The 16,611-nt window shown below is 45.7% G+C and carries 10 protein-coding genes and 3 pseudogenes; all 13 read left to right on the top strand.

All coding sequences use genetic code 11. The annotated features are described in order from the left end of the window. Positions 1-259 precede the first annotated feature (259 nt). Positions 260-1,393, top strand: coding sequence for a sensor histidine kinase (locus AC5590_RS22075; protein WP_169265564.1), 1,134 nt, complete (start codon positions 260-262; stop codon positions 1,391-1,393). Continuing rightward, a complete protein-coding gene (locus tag AC5590_RS22080) occupies positions 1,390-2,064 on the top strand; it encodes a response regulator transcription factor (protein ID WP_169265565.1) in 675 nt (224 codons plus the stop codon). The genes AC5590_RS22075 and AC5590_RS22080 overlap by 4 nt, the downstream gene beginning before the upstream one ends. A gap of 282 nt (positions 2,065-2,346) precedes the next feature. Beyond that, positions 2,347-3,438, top strand: a pseudogene (locus tag AC5590_RS22085) (IS630 family transposase). A gap of 177 nt (positions 3,439-3,615) precedes the next feature. Next, entirely contained in the window at positions 3,616-10,377 is a 6,762-nt protein-coding gene (locus tag AC5590_RS22090; protein ID WP_169265566.1) for a PAS domain S-box protein, read from the top strand. A gap of 12 nt (positions 10,378-10,389) precedes the next feature. After that, complete coding sequence (locus AC5590_RS22095) at positions 10,390-11,019, top strand: response regulator (RefSeq protein WP_169265567.1); 630 nt, start codon at positions 10,390-10,392, stop codon at positions 11,017-11,019. A 242-nt stretch (positions 11,020-11,261) separates the two neighbouring features. Then, positions 11,262-11,942, top strand: a complete 681-nt coding sequence (locus tag AC5590_RS22100) for an isochorismatase family protein (protein ID WP_211178476.1) — start codon at positions 11,262-11,264, stop codon at positions 11,940-11,942. Positions 11,943-12,160: 218 nt separating this feature from the next. Beyond that, positions 12,161-12,241 (top strand): annotated as a pseudogene (locus AC5590_RS22105) (DNA-binding response regulator); the annotation flags it as partial. Positions 12,242-12,462: 221 nt separating this feature from the next. Further along, on the top strand, positions 12,463-13,020 hold the full coding sequence (locus AC5590_RS22110; protein ID WP_169265568.1) for a DsbA family protein: 558 nt from the start codon (positions 12,463-12,465) through the stop codon (positions 13,018-13,020). Between the two features lie 203 nt (positions 13,021-13,223). After that, on the top strand, positions 13,224-13,406 hold the full coding sequence (locus AC5590_RS22115) for a hypothetical protein (RefSeq protein ID WP_169265569.1): 183 nt from the start codon (positions 13,224-13,226) through the stop codon (positions 13,404-13,406). Further along, positions 13,403-14,173, top strand: coding sequence for an SDR family oxidoreductase (locus tag AC5590_RS22120; RefSeq protein ID WP_169265570.1), 771 nt, complete (start codon positions 13,403-13,405; stop codon positions 14,171-14,173). Before AC5590_RS22115 ends, AC5590_RS22120 begins: the two co-directional genes overlap by 4 nt. Before the next feature lie 108 nt (positions 14,174-14,281). Further along, positions 14,282-15,010 carry an alpha/beta fold hydrolase gene (locus AC5590_RS22125; protein WP_169265571.1) on the top strand — a complete coding sequence of 243 codons (729 nt, stop codon included), beginning with the start codon at positions 14,282-14,284 and terminating at the stop codon, positions 15,008-15,010. 47 nt (positions 15,011-15,057) lie between these two features. Next, positions 15,058-15,426 (top strand): annotated as a pseudogene (locus tag AC5590_RS22130) (SDR family NAD(P)-dependent oxidoreductase); the annotation flags it as partial. 41 nt (positions 15,427-15,467) lie between these two features. Beyond that, on the top strand, positions 15,468-16,436 hold the full coding sequence (locus AC5590_RS22135) for a zinc-dependent alcohol dehydrogenase family protein (RefSeq protein WP_169265572.1): 969 nt from the start codon (positions 15,468-15,470) through the stop codon (positions 16,434-16,436). The last annotated feature ends 175 nt before the right edge of the window (positions 16,437-16,611 follow it).

Here is a 16,611-nt window from a genome sequence, read left to right on the forward strand (position 1 = left end):
CCGACCAACCCCCAATCTAAAATCTAAAATTTAAAATCTAAAATCGTCCCGGTCATAAGAGCTTTATAGATAAAATATCAAGATTCTGACCAATTTCTAACCAAAAGCTTTAACTCTATTCAGGAAAAACTCATTTTTCTCAGGAACTTTTATTTTACAGTTAAATTATATATTAAAGAGTTTATTGTTTATTGTTTGAACGCATCACCATACATGTGATTACCTAAATTAAGAAAATGCAGGAGCATGAGTCACTTTAATGAATTTTCTAGACCAGTTTAGGAGAAAATTAGCGAAAGTTCTTCGAGCAAGAATTGACCCCTCTTCGCTACAATTTCGCCTGAGTATTGGAATCATCGTTATCTTTACAGTAGGAATCAGTAGTTTTACTAGATGGATAAGTTGGGAAATAAAACAGTTTATCATTATGACTTATCAACAATATGGTATGTCTTATGATGACCCCAAGCTGTTGGCAATTATTAAAAATCTGGAAACTATGAGCGTTGTGTTGCTTGCCACCACTATAGTTTTCACCATTGTGTTTATTAGGCGATCGCTCTTGCCGTTACAACAGATGAATCAGTGGGCGGCTGCCCACGCTGCTGAACTGAGCTCGTATCACCCACGGTTAAATCAGACACCAAGCGAAGTGAAAGCAGTAGCTCAAACGTGGAATGAGTTGTTAACAAGGTTAATGGAGGTTAGAGAACAACAGCAACAGTTTACCAACGACTTGGCTCATGAGTTACGCACACCCCTCAGTATGGTTTATGCATATTTGCAGAGAACTCTGCAACGCAGTCAAAACTTATTAGATTCCCAGAAAGAGGCTCTAGAGATGGCTGTTTCTGACGCAGAACGAATGACTCGCATCGTGCAAGACTTAGTGGATTTGGCACGCGCAGGTAGCAGTGCTATGCCCTTGCAAGCTGAACCATTGATACTAAATGATTTGATTGCAGAAATAGCACAGATGAGAGAAAAATTTGACCATCGAGCAATCCAGCTTGAAGTCGTTCCGTTTCCGATGAAAGTCAAAGCGGAACGCAACCAGCTAATGCAGGCGTTAAACCATTTGATTGACAATGCTTTTCAATACTCGGATGTAGGTGAGCCAGTGACTTTACAACTGATTCAAGTTGATGGTTGGGCAGTGATTGAAGTAAGTGACAACGGCTGTGGTATTCCTTTAGCAGATCAATCTCGCATTTTTGAACCCTTTTATCGGGTAGATCCATCCCGTACCCGTTCGACTGGAGGAACAGGCTTGGGTTTATCTATAGTAAAACGCCTTGTGGAGCGCATGGGAGGCAAGGTTGGAATTCGCTCAGAACCTGGTTATGGCAGCACTTTTATTCTGAGATTACCTGCATTAGGAGCAAAAATATGACAGCGCATATCCTCCTGGTTGAAGATGAAATCAAACTGGCGCGATTTGTCGAATTGGAACTGAGTAGCGAAGGTTACAAAGTCAGTGTGGCGCATGATGGAATCACGGGTTTAACTCTGGCGCGAGAGGAATCACCAGACTTAGCGATTCTTGACTGGATGCTACCTGGGTTATCTGGGTTAGAAGTTTGCCGTCGCTTACGCACAACCGGGAACAAAATGCCAGTGATTTTGTTGACAGCAAAAGATGAAGTGAGCGATCGCGTGGCAGGTTTGGACGCAGGAGCTGATGATTATGTCGTCAAACCATTTAGCATTGAGGAGCTGCTGGCAAGAATCCGTGCCCATCTGCGTCGCACTCAAGAAACAGATGAGGATGTATTGCAGTTTGAAGATTTGAGCTTAAATCGCCGTACTCGTGAAGTATTTCGCAGCAAACGAGCGATTGAGCTAACGGCAAAAGAGTTTGATTTATTGGAGTATCTTCTTAGCCATCCCCGTCAGGTGTTTACTAGAGACCAAATTCTAGAGAAAGTTTGGGGTTATGACTTTATGGGTGATTCTAATATTATTGAAGTTTACATTCGTTATCTGCGTCTCAAACTGGAAGAAAATAATGAAAAACGCTTGATTCATACTCTGCGTGGTGTGGGGTATGCGTTAAGAGAGTAGTGATTGATTTCAATACTATTTATATCAAGCTCGCCTAATTAGTTACGATAAAACGACCTCACCCCCAGCCCCTCTCCGCGAGTTCACCAGAGGGGAGCGTTTGCGAGACTCAAATGCGGGGTGAGGTTCTTCGTTTTTTATAAGTGTTCATCCGAACTTGATATTATTTGTGAGGCAGTGCCAATTTTTTTGACTTATATGATGTCCGGCAAATGACCCATAATATAAATCAGAATGCTATGAAGTGCGATAGCTTCGCTGCTGCGCGGAGCGCAGATCGCAATGCCAAGACGAGTAACAATCGAGGCACATCTGAGCCTAGAAGAATTGGAAAGAGGTTATCGACAAGCCAAGGAGCCGGTAAAGCGGACACATTACCAGATAATTTGGTTGTTAGCCAAAGGTTCACGGACTGAAGAAGTGGTGGCAGTCACAGGCTATAGCCGGAGTTGGATTTACGAGTTGGTTTGGGGCTATAACCGGATCGGGCCAGAAACCTTAGGAGATCAACGCAGCTCAAATCAAGGAAGCAGTGAACCGCTTTTAGATGATGTACAGCAGGCATTGCAATCGAGCGGACTTGCATTGCGACTCCTCTGAGGGAGGACAGTGGAATGGTAGAAAAGTTGCAGATTGGTAGCTTGCGTTAATCGGTCGCCCCGTCAGTCGTCAAAGGGGGTGGGAGTATCTCAAGCAAATGGGCTTTCGCGTTTGAGTTCCCCGACCAGAACATACACACTCAAGCCCAGAGGAACAGGCGGAGTGGAAAAAAAAATTTGGCGACCAAAGTCGAACAAATCAGCTAACAACATCCACACTCCGACGTAGAAGTATGGGCAATGGACGAGCAAATGCCTTCGGCAACGCTTCGCGAACGAGTTGGCTTGAAACCAGTAATTCGACGTATTTGGGTTGATGAATGGACAGTACGAACCGCAAATATTAATTGGCGTTTTAAATGGTTGTGGCTTTACGGGTTTGTTCACCCACAATCTGGGCAAACATATTGGTGGATACTACCTTATCTCAACATCCAATTATTTAACAAAGTACTTGCAGATTTTGCTCAGCACTTTGACATTGGGACTCGTAAGCAGGTTGTCTTGGTTGTAGATCGAGCTGGGTGGCAAAAAGCGCGACCAAGTAGAACTACCACAGGGTATAGATTTAGAATTTTTGCCTTCCCACTCCCCAGAATTACAACCCGCACAACGTTTATGGACACTTACAAATCAACCAATCGCCAATCGAGATTTTGAAAATCTTGATCAGGTTGAGGAGGCGTTAATCAAACGTTGTCGCCAAATCATTAACCAACCTGATTTTGTTCGTGGTTTAACCAATTTTTCTTGGTGGTCTGAACTGGGTGCTTAATTATCGGTAATTTGCCGGACATCATATTAGCTCTTTTACCACAAGATCTCAAATTATTACTCTGCAACTGCTTCAGACCTCCTCTTCGGCAAATTTGCGATCAGAGATTATTTTTTGGAGTTTGGTAAACGATATACTTTGTGATATGGCTGACGACACTCATCCCAAGAGAATCCAATGATTGCCTTACCTGGAGTTACCATCCATAGCAAAATCTATGAAAGTTCGGTTTCTCTAGTGTATCGGGGCATAAGAGAACGGGAGAATTGTGCAGTCATCGCTAAAGTTCTGAAGCAGGATTATCCTTCTTCTGGGGAATTAACTCGTTATCGGCAGGAATATGAAATTACCCGTTCCCTCAACATCGAAGGCGTAGTTAAGGCATACAGCCAGCAAGACTACCAGCGCACGCTGGTTATTCTCCTGGAGGACTTTGGTGGAGAGTCTTTAGAATACTGGATGCGGCAGCAATCAGACTTCTGTCCCATGCCCTTGTCGATTTTTTTGGATGTGGCGATCGCCATTACCCATACTCTGGGCAGAATCCATGCGGCTCATGTCATCCATAAAGATATCAATCCTGGTAACATTGTCTTTAATCCGAACACTGGCGTTGTTAAAATCATTGATTTTGGGATTGCCACTCGCTTGGGTCGCACCAATCCCACGTTCAAAAGTCTCCATCTTCTGGAAGGAACCCCCGCCTATTTGTCGCCAGAGCAAACCGGGCGGATGAACCGGATGCTCGACTATCGCACCGATTTCTACTCGCTGGGCGTAACCTTCTACGAACTGTTGACGGGACAATTGCCGTTTCCCACCAAAGATCTCCTAGAGCTAGTCCACTGCCACATTGCCAGACCACCGATTCCCCCGCACGAATTAAACGCGACGATTCCCCAACCCGTTTCAGACCTGATTTTGAAACTGATGGCGAAAAATGCGGAGGATCGCTATCAAAGTGCCTGGGGCATCAAAACGGATCTAGAACGCTGCGCTCAACAACTGGCAGAAATGGGTCAGATTAACGCCATGTCGTTGGGACTACAAGATGTTTCCGAACAGTTTTGCATTCCTCAAAAACTGTATGGACGAGAAGCCCAGATTGAAGCATTATTGGCGGCGTTTGACAGAGTGGCTGGAAAACAGACATTCGGCGAAATTTGTCAACTAGAGTCAGGCATAGAAAATGCTCAACTCAATGTCGAACTCATGCTCGTTGCTGGTTACGCTGGCGTTGGCAAAACAGCATTGGTGCAGGAACTCTACAAACCCATCACGGCAAAGCACGGCTATTTCATATCAGGTAAATTTGACCAATTTGGGGGCAATATTCCTTATAGCGCGATCGCCCATGCCCTGCAAAAATTGGTGCAGCAACTACTGGGGGAACCAGATGAGCAGTTGCAACAATGGCAAGAGCGCCTGCTCACCGCTTTGGGAAGCAATGGACAAATCATCATTGATGTCATAAGAGAAGTTGAGTTAATCATTGGCAAGCAGCCGCCCGTACCAGAAGTTGGAGCAACCCAAGCACAGAATCGCTTCAATCTAACTTTTCAAAGGTTTATGCGGGCGTTTTGTGCAAAAGAGCATCCCCTGGTCATCTTCTTAGATGATCTACAGTGGATCGATTCTGCGACGCTGAAGTTAATCGAACTCATCTTACTTGACGAGCAAACCCAATATCTGTTTTTGATCGGAGCTTATCGAGATAATGAAGTGTCTCCAACGCATCCATTGGTTTTGACGCTAGAGAACCTGCGAAACCAGGGAGCAATTCTTCAGGAAATCATTCTGACCCCCTTAACATTGGAATCGTTGAGTCAACTGTTAGCTGAGACATTACATCACAATCCTGAAACGGTTCATTCCCTAGCCCAAACTGTGTCACGTAAAACCGAGGGCAACCCTTTCTTTGTCGGTGAATTTTTGAAAATGCTGTATGGCGAAAATCTGTTGACTTTTGATGCACAACAGTTGAACTGGCAATGGAACTTGGCTGAGATTGAAGTTCAAGATATCACTGATAATGTAGTGGAGTTGCTGTTGCGTCAGTTGCAGAAATTGCCGGAAGCAACACAGCAAGTTCTCTCCATCGCCGCTTGTGTTGGGTCTGAGTTTGATTTAGAAACCTTGGCGATCGTTTGCGAAAAATCACCGAAAGCAATTTTTCAGGATTTACTAGCAGCAATACAAACTGGATTAATTCAACCCTTGTCTGACTTAGACGAAGACTTATTAGTGCAAGAGTATAAGTTTTCGCACGATCGCGTCCAGCAAGCCGCTTATGCCTTGATTGATGAGTCGTGCAAACAAGTGGTTCATCTCCAAATCGGTCGCAATTTACTCGAAAAAACTTTACCAGAGCAACGATCCGATCGACTGTTTGCAATTGTAGATCATCTCGATCAGGGAGTTGAGCTAGTCACTGCTCAATCAGAACGAACTGAAATTGCTAGATTGAATTTAATGGCAGGTCAGAAAGCAAAGGCAGCAACGGCTTATGAAGCAGCTTTTAAGTATTTCACTACAGGGCTTCAACTCCTCAAGAAACAGAGTTGGCAGAGTGAGTATGACCTCACCTTAGCGCTGTACTCAGAAGCAGCAGAAGCGGCGTATCTCCAGGGTCGCTTTGATGAGATGGAACAGTTGGTAGAAGTGGTACTCGATCGTGCCAAAACAGTGGTTGACAAAGTGCAGGCTTACGATAGCAGAATTCAAGGATATTTGTCACAGGGCAACCTGAAAGAAGCACTAAAAACTGGATTGGAAGCGTTAAAGCTCTTGGGAATAGATTTAATAGAAAATCCAAGTCAGGCAGATATTCAAAGGGAATTGGAGTCAACGGGTGCACTACTCGCTGAACGAGAAATCGAAGACTTGATTAATTTACCAGAGATGACTGCACCAGAACCCCTGGCAGCTATGTCAATCCTAGCGAATATGGGGTCTGCTGCATTTATAATGTTACCAGCACTGTGGATACTGATTACTTTCAAAACGGTAAATTTATCAATCAACTACGGGAATGCTATCTGGTCATCACTGTATTATGCTTGCTACGGGTTTGTTTTATGTGGAGTTGTTCAAGACATTGAACTCGGTTATGAGTTAGGCAAATTGGCTCTGGGTTTGGCAGAACGATTGAATACCAGAGGAAATGCTAAAACATTAATGTTTTCGAGTGTCCATATCATGCACTGGAAGGTGCATCTTAAGAACACAATACCCATGCTGGCTGATGCTTATCAGAATGGAGTGGAAACTGGAGACTTTGAAATAGCTGGTTATGCTGCATATTACGTGTGCCATAACTCGTTTTTTGCTGGAGAGGAACTTACCCAACTGGAACAAAAAACAGCAACTTACAGCAAAGCGATCGACCAAATCAGACGGGAAAGCCCCTCGAATTGGCTTGCAATATTGTGGCAGACCATTCTTAATTTGCTAGATAGGTCTCTTAATCCCAGCCGCTTAGTTGGTAGGCTATGTAATGAAGAGCAGGCGTTACCACACGCTATTGCAGTTAAAGATGGAACTGCAATTCAAATGCTGTATCTGCACAAAGTTATACTGTGTTATCTATTTGAAGAATATCATCAAGCTGTACAGACTGCCATTTTAGCAAGGCAATATTTTGAAGAGGTGACAGCAATAACGGTTTTACCTGTATTCTGTTTCTACCATTCTCTGGCGCTTTTGAGCCTATCGCTTGATGCTTCGAGCGCTGAAAAAGCAGCTTGGCTGAGTTGTGTTAGTACCAACCAAGAAAAGATGCAAAAATGGGCAGAACACGCCCCAATGAATTATCTACATAAATTTCATCTAGTCGAGGCAGAGAAAGCGCGAGTCTTAGGGCAATTTCTTGAGGCTGAAGAGTTTTATGAACGAGCGATCGCAGGTGCTGCTGAAAATGAGTTTATCCAAGAAGAAGCATTGGCTTATGAATTAGCGGCTAAACATTATCTAGCGCGAGGTCGAGAAAAAATTGCTCAAACCTACATGAAAGAGGCGCACTATTGCTACGATCGCTGGGGTGCAAAAGCTAAAGTTAAAGACTTAGAAAAACGCTATCCGCAACTACTCAATTCCAACCCAATTCGGCAATCGAATTCAATCTTGATCGAGGGAACAATCAGTCATTCGACTGCGGCGATCGATTTGGCTGCGGTGATGAAAGCGGCTCAAGCCCTCTCAGAAATCATCCATCTCGATCAATTGATTGCCACGTTGATGCAGGTGGTGATAGAAAATGCCGGAGCCGAAACTGGCGCTCTGATTCTCCTGGAAGACGATCAGCTCACTGTCGTGGCTCAGTGCAGTGGGAGTAGACAGTGCAACCTGGAAAAGACCACTGTTGCTGGCTGTGCAACAATTCCTGTTTCCGTCATTCAATCGGTAGAACGCACTCAAGAAACTCTAGTGTTTGATGATGCAGTCAGCGAAGCGTCTGTTTCAACTAATTCTTATATTCAACGCCAACAGACGCGATCGCTCCTTTGTATGCCAATTCTCAAGCAAAGTCAACTGATTGGCATCCTTTATTTAGAGAACAATCTCAGCACTGGAGTGTTTACCAGCGATCGCTTGCAAGTTCTCAAACTGTTGATTGCTCAGGCAGCGATTTCACTAGAAAATGCTCGGTTGTATGAACGGTTAGCAGATTATTCCGAAACACTGGAAAGGAAAGTAGAAGCGCGAACTCAAGCCTTACAGCAGGAGATCGCTGAACGTCAACAAACCGAAGCCGCATTGAGACAAAGTGAAGCGAATTATCGCAACTTGCTACAAACCGCGAATTCAGTCATCATTCGCTATGATCCACAAGGACGGATTCGATACATCAACGATTATGGGGTGAAATTCTTGGGCTATGAAGAACATCAGATTTTAGGGCGAACCTTATTTGAAACAATCATTCCAGACATCGAAACCTCTGGACGCGATGTCAAACCATTTGTTCACGATTTACTTCGCAATCCTCAATCGTACCCGCAAGGCGAGGGTGAAAACCTGTGTCGAGACGGTCGGCGAGTTTGGGTTTCCTGGTCTAATCAAGCCATCTTCAATGAACAGGGAGATGTAGTTGAAATCTTATCGGTTGGTAATGACACCACCCAGCGCAAACAAGCAGAAGAGGCATTACAACGCAGTGAAGCCAAGTTCCGAACTATCTTTGAAAACTCGCAGGTCGGCATCTTCCGAACCCGCCTCTCGGATGGATTACTTCTCGATGCCAATCAACGCCATGCCAATCTGTTTGGCTTTGATTCACCAGAGGAGAGCATTGGGCTTGAACACGCCACAGACTACTATGTAAATCCCAGCGATCGCCAACAATTCCTTGAGTTGCTGAAGCGTGATAGGGAAGTGCGAAGCTATGAAGCACAGATGCGAAAACGAGATGGGACAGTGTTTTGGGTACTTTTCTCTTCTTATCTGAATGCAACCGATGGATACATCGAAGGCGTGATTGCGGATATCAGCGATCGCAAACGAGCAGAAGAGGCACTGCGTGAAAGTGAGCAACTTTTGGATGTATCTTTCTCTCATTCCCTTGACGGATTTTTCATCATGATGCTGGATCAACCCGTGCAGTGGGATAGCAGCGTTGATAAGGATCAGGTTTTGGATTATGTCTTTGCCCACCAGAGGGTTACAAAAGCCAACGATGCCATACTCGCTCAGTATGGGATTAGCCAGGAGCAGTTTATTGGTTTTACTCCCAACGACCTGTATGCCCACGATCTAGCCTATGGCAAACGGGTGTGGCGGGAATTTCTTGATGCTGGGAAGCTATGTATCGAAACGGATGAACGCAGATCGGATGGAACGGCAATCTGGATTGAGGGAAATTATATCTGCCTGTATGACAGTCAAGGCAGAATCATCGGACAATTCGGGGTACAGCGGGACATCAGCGATCGCAAGCGCATCGAAGACGATCGCAAGCAAGCAGAAGAAGCCCTACAAGCCTCAGAGTCAAAGCTACGGACTCTAATTGAGGCAATTCCCGATCCATTATTTGTACTGACTGCTGAAGGGCGATTCCTTGAAATAATCGTACTGGAACCAAATCTGCTATGGCAACCCATTGAGGAGATGATTGGTAAAACCATGCATCAACTCGGAAAGGAACAAGCCGATGAATTTCTAAGTTATATTCAGCAGGTGCTGAGAACCCAACAAATCCTCACAGTCGAGTACAGTACGTTTCTAAATGGACGAGAAGCGTGGTTTTCGGCTCGCATTGCACCAATCGACCACGATCAGGTGATTTGGCTAACGCGAGATATTACGGCGCTGAAGCAAGCAGAAGCCGCCTCAATTTTGGAAGAACGTAACCGCATGGCACGCGAAATTCATGACACACTCGCTCAGGCGTTTACAGGCATTCTGGCTCAGGTAGGAGCTGCAAACCAGGTGCTAACGGATGATTTAGAAGCAACTCAGGCACATCTAGACCTGATCAAAGAATTGGCGCGAACTGGACTGACTGAAGCGCGGCGATCGGTAGTAGCGCTCCGTCCTCAGCTTTTGGAGGAGGGCAGTTTACAGAGCGCTCTACATCGTCTCGTCGCTCAACTCAGAACTGCCGCAATGGATACTACTTTATATTATGAGATCGAGGGTGCAGTGTATTCTCTACCAACTGAAGTCGAGAGTAACCTACTGCGAATTGGGCAGGAAGCATTAACCAATGCTACCAGACACGCCAATGCTGAGGAGATTCGAGTGGAGCTAGTATATGATCGTAATCGGTTTTGCTTGCGCGTGAAAGACAATGGGCAGGGCTTTGGAGTTGGGAGTGTTCCATCCTCTAATGGTTTTGGCTTATTAGGCATGAGCGAACGAGCAGAGCGCATCGGCGCACAACTGACGATTAGGAGTCAACCTGGGCAAGGAACAGAGATTATTGTCACCGTCAACCCTTGAGTGAGCATCACGATGAGCCAAACCACGACAATTCGGGTTTTGATTGCAGACGATCATTCCATTTTTCGGCAAGGATTAGCCACGATTATTAACCGTGACCCAGATATGAAGGTGATTGCCCAAGCCGAAAATGGGGAACAGGCGATCGCCGCCTTTCGGGAACACCAACCGGATGTAACGCTGATGGATCTGCGAATGCCTGAAGTTGAAGGAGTTGCCGCCATCGGTGCAATTCGTGCTACCGCTAAATCTGCTCGGATTATTGTACTGACAACATATGATAGTGACGAAGATATTTATCGGGGATTGCAGGCAGGAGCAAAAGGATACCTGTTGAAAGAAACTGAACCTGACGAACTTCTAAATGCCATTCGTACCGTTCATCGGGGTCGGCAGTATATTCCGCCCGATGTGGGAGCAAAGTTGGTACAGCGCCTCAGCAATCCAGAACTGAGTGAAAGAGAACTGGCGGTACTCCGCTCACTGGCACAGGGGATGAGCAATGCCGAGATTGCTGATGCTTTGAGTATTGGTGAAGGCACGGTTAAATCCCATGTCAATCGAATTTTGAATAAATTAGATGTGAGCGATCGCACCCAGGCTGTGATTGTTGCCGTTAAACGCGGCATTGTCAGTTTGTAGGGTGTACTTTCGATCGAGTTCGGATTCTAACTTAAGTTATAACCAGCCTTCTACTCTACGATGGAATGGTTACTCTATCAATTTGTACTGTAAAAAATTTAACTCGCTATAGACGACGGCTTGAAGGCGATCTCCTATACTGAACTTATTCTGAAAGAAGCTGAGTACTAGAACTGGACACGCCCCAGATAGCTAGGAAAAAATGACATTGACTGAATTTAAATGAAAAAGGAGACAAACCCGTGAGCAACACCATCGACACAATGATCGATCCCAACGACGCCGTACTGCTGCTGATTGATCATCAGAGCGGACTCTTCCAACTTGTGCGTGACATCGAACTCCCAGTCCTCCGCTCCAATGTTACGGCGCTCGCCAAGATCTCGCGACTCGCCAAGATTCCGACCTTCACGACTGCTTCGGTGCCCGATGGTCCCAATGGTCCCCTGATTCCCGAAATCCACCAGCACAATCCTGAGGCGGTTTACATTCCGCGCACAGGCCAGATTAACGCCTGGGATAACCCGGCTTGGGTAGACGCGATCGAGAAGACTGGGCGAAAGACTCTTCTCATCGCTGGAACTCTCACCAGCGTCTGCATGGCGTTTCCGACGCTGAGCGCACTGGCCGCCGGCTACAAGGTCTTCACGATCATTGACGCTTCCGGCAACTGGAGCCAGATGGCGACCGACCTCACTCTGGCCCGGGTCGTCCAAGCAGGAGCGATGCCCATCGACACTTTCGCAGTAATCAGCGAACTCATGAACACGTGGAACCGTCCGGACGCAATGGAGTTTGCCGCTGTTGCGGTTGACCACATCATACCGCCTTACCGCGCCCTGATGGAGAGCTATGACAAAGCTCAATCTGTGCAACGAGATGGACGAGAGACCAAGCTCGATCGGCAAATGGCACCTGTGTAAAAGCACCTAATTGCAACGTGCACGCACAAAATAAAAAAAGTGAAGGCGAGGAGTTGGTTATCAGTTCCTCGCCCCGCATTCCCGATAAGAGTGTCCGTAACGCCCCAACAAGCAGGCTAATCGGGTCGAGGCAGGTGTTTCTCCTGCCCACACCCCACCCATCGTGCGGGTTGCAATGGGCGGTTCATGAAGACGTGCAAACAACCTTGATCAACTAACGGATTTTGGATAAGTTGGATGTGAGCGAACGCACCCAAGCTGTGATTGTTGCCGTTAAACGCGGCATTGTCAGTCTGTAGGGTGTACTTTCGATCAAATTTGGATTCTAACTTAAGTTAGAACCAGCTTTCTACTCCACGATGGTGTGGTTGTTCTATCAATTTGTACGGTAAAAATTTTAACTCGTTATAGACGACGGCTTGAAGGCGATCGCCTATATTGAATTTATGCAAACAGTTATGCAGGCAATGAATTGAGCAAGTTAATTGCAAGGTTCCATGCTTGATGCAGATGTAGAAAGATGAACGACGATCGCAGCCACAGTTCCTTACTTGTCTTGCCTTCAACCCAAGATTGGATGGAAGGTGTGCTGAGTGCCAAGGTAGTACTGGTGATGTATGGAGACTATCAATGCCCTAGAAGTGCAGACGTTTACAAGCTGATTAAAGTGATTAAACGGGAGCTTAGTGCTTCTTTAGGAGAGGATTATTTATGCTTTATCTTCCGCCATTTTCCGCAAACACAAATTCATCCTCATGCTCAACGGGCAGCCCAAGCTGCCGAAGCCGCCGCTGCCCAAGGACAGTTTTGGTTAATGAATGATACTTTATTTACCCATCAACAAAAGTTGGAGAATGGTTATCTTGTCGAGTACGCCAATGATTTAGGGCTTGACATTCCTCAATTTCTCAAAGAATTGTCTAAGCAAGTGCATGTCGATCATATCAACGAAGATATTGAAGGCGGAATGCAGAGTGGAGTGACGACTGCCCCAGCCCTGTTTATCAATGGAATTCGGTATACCGAGCGCTGGAACACGACGGTCTTAATGGCTGCCATGATTGCTGCAAGTCGTTAAGTTCCCCGATCTCTGCTCCCAATTCATATCTGACTTGTCTGTAAGTGCTGTAAGTTATCTAATTTTGATGGCTAGGATTTTGCCTGTTTCACTGAACAAAATTGCCACTTTTTGAATCATGACAACAGTTACCATGCCAACAACTGAATTCCTAGGTATTGATTTAGTCAATTACAAATCAGTGTTTCATTGAGGATAGTTCTATGACGCATTCACTAGTACAAGGCAAGAATAATCCTGGGCATGAAGGTACACCTCAGACTGATTCTTTTCAGGACTCCTCAGTTAATCTTGCCCTGATTGCGATCGCGCAAGAAGTCACTGAGTTGCTGAGACAAGCTTACCCGATACAAACTGATGAAATTAAAACAGGAGAAACAGAATGATACTGCAAGATAAAGTGGCATTAGTTACAGGCGGCACATCAGGAATCGGTAGAGCAACAGCGATCGCTTATGCCCAACAACAAGCAAAGGTAGTGGTAGTTGGTCGTCGAATTGATGAAGGTGAAGAAACAGTTCGATTAATTCAGGAAGCTGGCGGAGAGGCTATTTTTGTGCAATCAGATGTCACGAAAGAAGCCGATGTTAAAGCAATGGTTGATAAAGCGGTTGACGTTTTTGGTCGGCTGGATATTGCCTTTAATAATGCAGGAACGGCCGACGAAAATCCTTCATTGATTGAGCAAACAGAAGCGGAATACGATCGCACGATGAACGTTAATGTCAAAGGCGTTTGGTTGTCAATGAAGCATGAGATCGCTCAGATGTTGAAACAGGGAAGTGGTTCGTTCGCCTCTGGCGGCACTATGTGCATCGTCAATACGGCATCTGCGGTTGGAGTGGTTGCACTTCCTAGTATCCCCCTCTACACCGCGAGTAAACATGCAGTAGTAGGCTTAACAAAAGCCGCTGCGCTCCAATATGCCAAAGCAGGTATTCGCATCAATGTCGTTGCACCAGGGTCTATCGCAACAGATATGTTTGAATCCGCTCAGGATGAAGCCAAAGCTTACTTGGCAGGACTTCACCCGATCGGACGAGTTGGAACACCGCTTGAAGTTGCAAATGCAGTCCTGTTTTTATCATCTGAGATGGCATCGTTCGTAACAGGTGAAACGTTGATGGTAGATGGTGGGTATGTAGCGCAGTAGTCGATCAGCGGTGCGAAACGTTGCGACCAAGTAGCGATCGACACAGTTAGTTTGAGTTTGTGCTGAAGGTCAATATTAGAACGCTGAATCACTTTAAAGAGCAATTCTATGTCAACTTTTGTCTTGGTTCACGGCGCATGGCACGAGGGTTCTGCTTGGAACGAAGTGATCAAACAGCTAGAAGCGAAAGGGCATCAAGCGTTTGCTCCGACGATCGCAGGTCATGGCAAAGGCGTGAATAAGAACGTTAACCATGCTCAATGTACACAGTCGATCGTTGATTATATTGTTAGCAAAGACCTAACGGATATTGTCTTACTAGGACATAGTTTTGGCGGAACAATTATTGCGAAAGTTGCTGAAGCGGTTAGCGATCGTATTAAACGGCTGATCTTCTTCAATGCATTTGTCCTCAATGATGGCGATCGCCTCACAGATAACATCCCACCCGACTCTCAAGCGTTATTCGACAAGCTAGCGAGAGAATCGGACGATAATACGATGATGCTGCCTTCTGAGGTTTGGCGAGAAGCGTTTATCAACGATGCCGACCTCGACCTGGCTCGATCAAGTTACGCACAATTATCCCCTGAACCGTATCAACCGTTCCTTGACAAGCTGGACTTGAAGCAGTTTTACTCGCTGCCCATTCCTAAAAGTTACCTCTACTGTACAGAAGATAATGTCCTCCCTCAAGGCGAACAGTGGGGTTGGCATCCGAGAATGTCTAACCGCTTGGGGCTATTTCGGCTTGTACAAATGCCCGGTAGTCACGAGGTAATGTTTTCTAACCCGATCGGTTTAGCAGAAAAGATTATTGTGGCAGGGCGCGACTAGCAGCAGAATTTGCAATTGTGTTTATTGATTGAAACAGGAGAAACAGGATGATACTGCAAGATAAAGTGGCTTTAGTGACTGGCGGAACATCAGGAATCGGTAGAACAACGGCGATCGCTTATGCCCAACAACAAGCAAAGGTGGTGGTGGTGGGTCGTCGAATGGATGAAGGTGAAGAAACGGTTCGATTGATTCAGGAAGCTGGCGGAGAGGCTATCTTTGTGCAAGCAGATGTCACGAAAGAAGCCGATGTTGAGGCAATGATTGATAAGACGGTTAACGTTTTAGGTCGGTTAGATATTGCCTTTAACAATGCAGGAACGGTTGGCGAAAATCCCTCATTGATTGAGCAAACAGAAGCTGAATATGATCGCACTATGAATGTCAATATCAAAGGCGTTTGGTTGTCGATGAAATCCCGTCACTGTTTATTCTAAATCAAGGAGAGTTGGCACAGATGGAATCTATGAAAGCAGCCGTATTAACTGCGTTTGGTGATGCTGACAAGTTTGAGATTCAAACTGTTCCCATACCAACACTGAAGGCGAATCAGGTGTTAGTCAGAGTTTGTGCAACCTCGATTAACCCGGTCGATTACCAAACTCGTCGTGGTGATTACAAGGAACTGGTTCGATTACCCGCCATCCTTGGAGTCGATGTTTCAGGGGTGATTGAGGCAATTGGCGAAGCTGTGACTGATTTCAAGGTAGGAGACAACGTATATTACTCGCCGCAAGTTTTTGGAGAATTCGGTAGCTACGCTCAGTATCATGTGGCTGATGCAGCAATTGTTGCATTGAAGCCTGCAAATCTATCGCACGTTGAGGCAGCTTCTTTGCCGCTTGCAGGCGGAACTGCTTGGGATTGTCTAGTGACCAGGGGCAATCTACAAGTTGGTGAAACAGTTCTCATCCATGCGGGTGCGGGTGGAGTTGGTTCGATCGCAGTTCAACTCGCCAAAGCGACAGGGGCATACGTCTTTGCGACCTGTAGTTCTAGAAACCGAGATTTCGTGACAGAGCTGGGCGCAGATCGAGTGATTGATTACAAAAATGAAGATTACGTAGAAGTCATTCATCAAGCAACAAATGGACTGGGTGTGGATTTAGTTCTAGATACGATCGGCGGAGAAACAATTCAGCGTAGTCTAGGAATCATTCGTCCCTTCGGTAGGCTTATCAGCATTGTAGACATTGCAATACCGCAATCGCTGCTTGAAGCATGGGGCAAGAATCTGACAATTCATTTTGTTCTTTCACCCCAGTACCGAGCAAAATTAGAGGCTTTGACAAAACTCATCGAGCGTCATCAGCTTCGCCCAGTAATTGATTCAGTATTGCCCTGGGATCAGGTTGTTCTGGCACATCAGCGTCTAGAGCAGGGAGGAACACGGGGCAAAATTGTGCTGAAATTTACAGAAAATTAGACCAGCTTTACGGCGTTGGTAATTGCTAAACAGATTGGAGTTTGATTGTGTGCTGAAGGTCAATATTGATTGAAACAAGCGAAAGCCGACCTAATCCTTGGAGCATTCTCACAATCTTGCACAGACACATCAGCCAGTAGGGTGTATTAGCGACAGCATAATGCACCGAACACAA

This window comes from Brasilonema octagenarum UFV-OR1 (assembly GCF_963888615.1).
In the GTDB taxonomy this organism is placed as follows: Bacteria; Cyanobacteriota; Cyanobacteriia; order Cyanobacteriales; family Nostocaceae; genus Brasilonema; species Brasilonema sennae.

Coding starts and splice junctions, on each gene's coding strand:
- AC5590_RS22080 (WP_169265565.1), top strand. CDS start 1,390: ATGACAGCGCATATCCTCCTGGTTGAAGATGAAATCAAACTGGCGCGA.
- AC5590_RS22135 (WP_169265572.1), top strand. CDS start 15,468: ATGGAATCTATGAAAGCAGCCGTATTAACTGCGTTTGGTGATGCTGAC.
- AC5590_RS22090 (WP_169265566.1), top strand. CDS start 3,616: ATGATTGCCTTACCTGGAGTTACCATCCATAGCAAAATCTATGAAAGT.
- AC5590_RS22110 (WP_169265568.1), top strand. CDS start 12,463: ATGAACGACGATCGCAGCCACAGTTCCTTACTTGTCTTGCCTTCAACC.
- AC5590_RS22120 (WP_169265570.1), top strand. CDS start 13,403: ATGATACTGCAAGATAAAGTGGCATTAGTTACAGGCGGCACATCAGGA.
- AC5590_RS22095 (WP_169265567.1), top strand. CDS start 10,390: ATGAGCCAAACCACGACAATTCGGGTTTTGATTGCAGACGATCATTCC.
- AC5590_RS22115 (WP_169265569.1), top strand. CDS start 13,224: ATGACGCATTCACTAGTACAAGGCAAGAATAATCCTGGGCATGAAGGT.
- AC5590_RS22075 (WP_169265564.1), top strand. CDS start 260: ATGAATTTTCTAGACCAGTTTAGGAGAAAATTAGCGAAAGTTCTTCGA.
- AC5590_RS22125 (WP_169265571.1), top strand. CDS start 14,282: ATGTCAACTTTTGTCTTGGTTCACGGCGCATGGCACGAGGGTTCTGCT.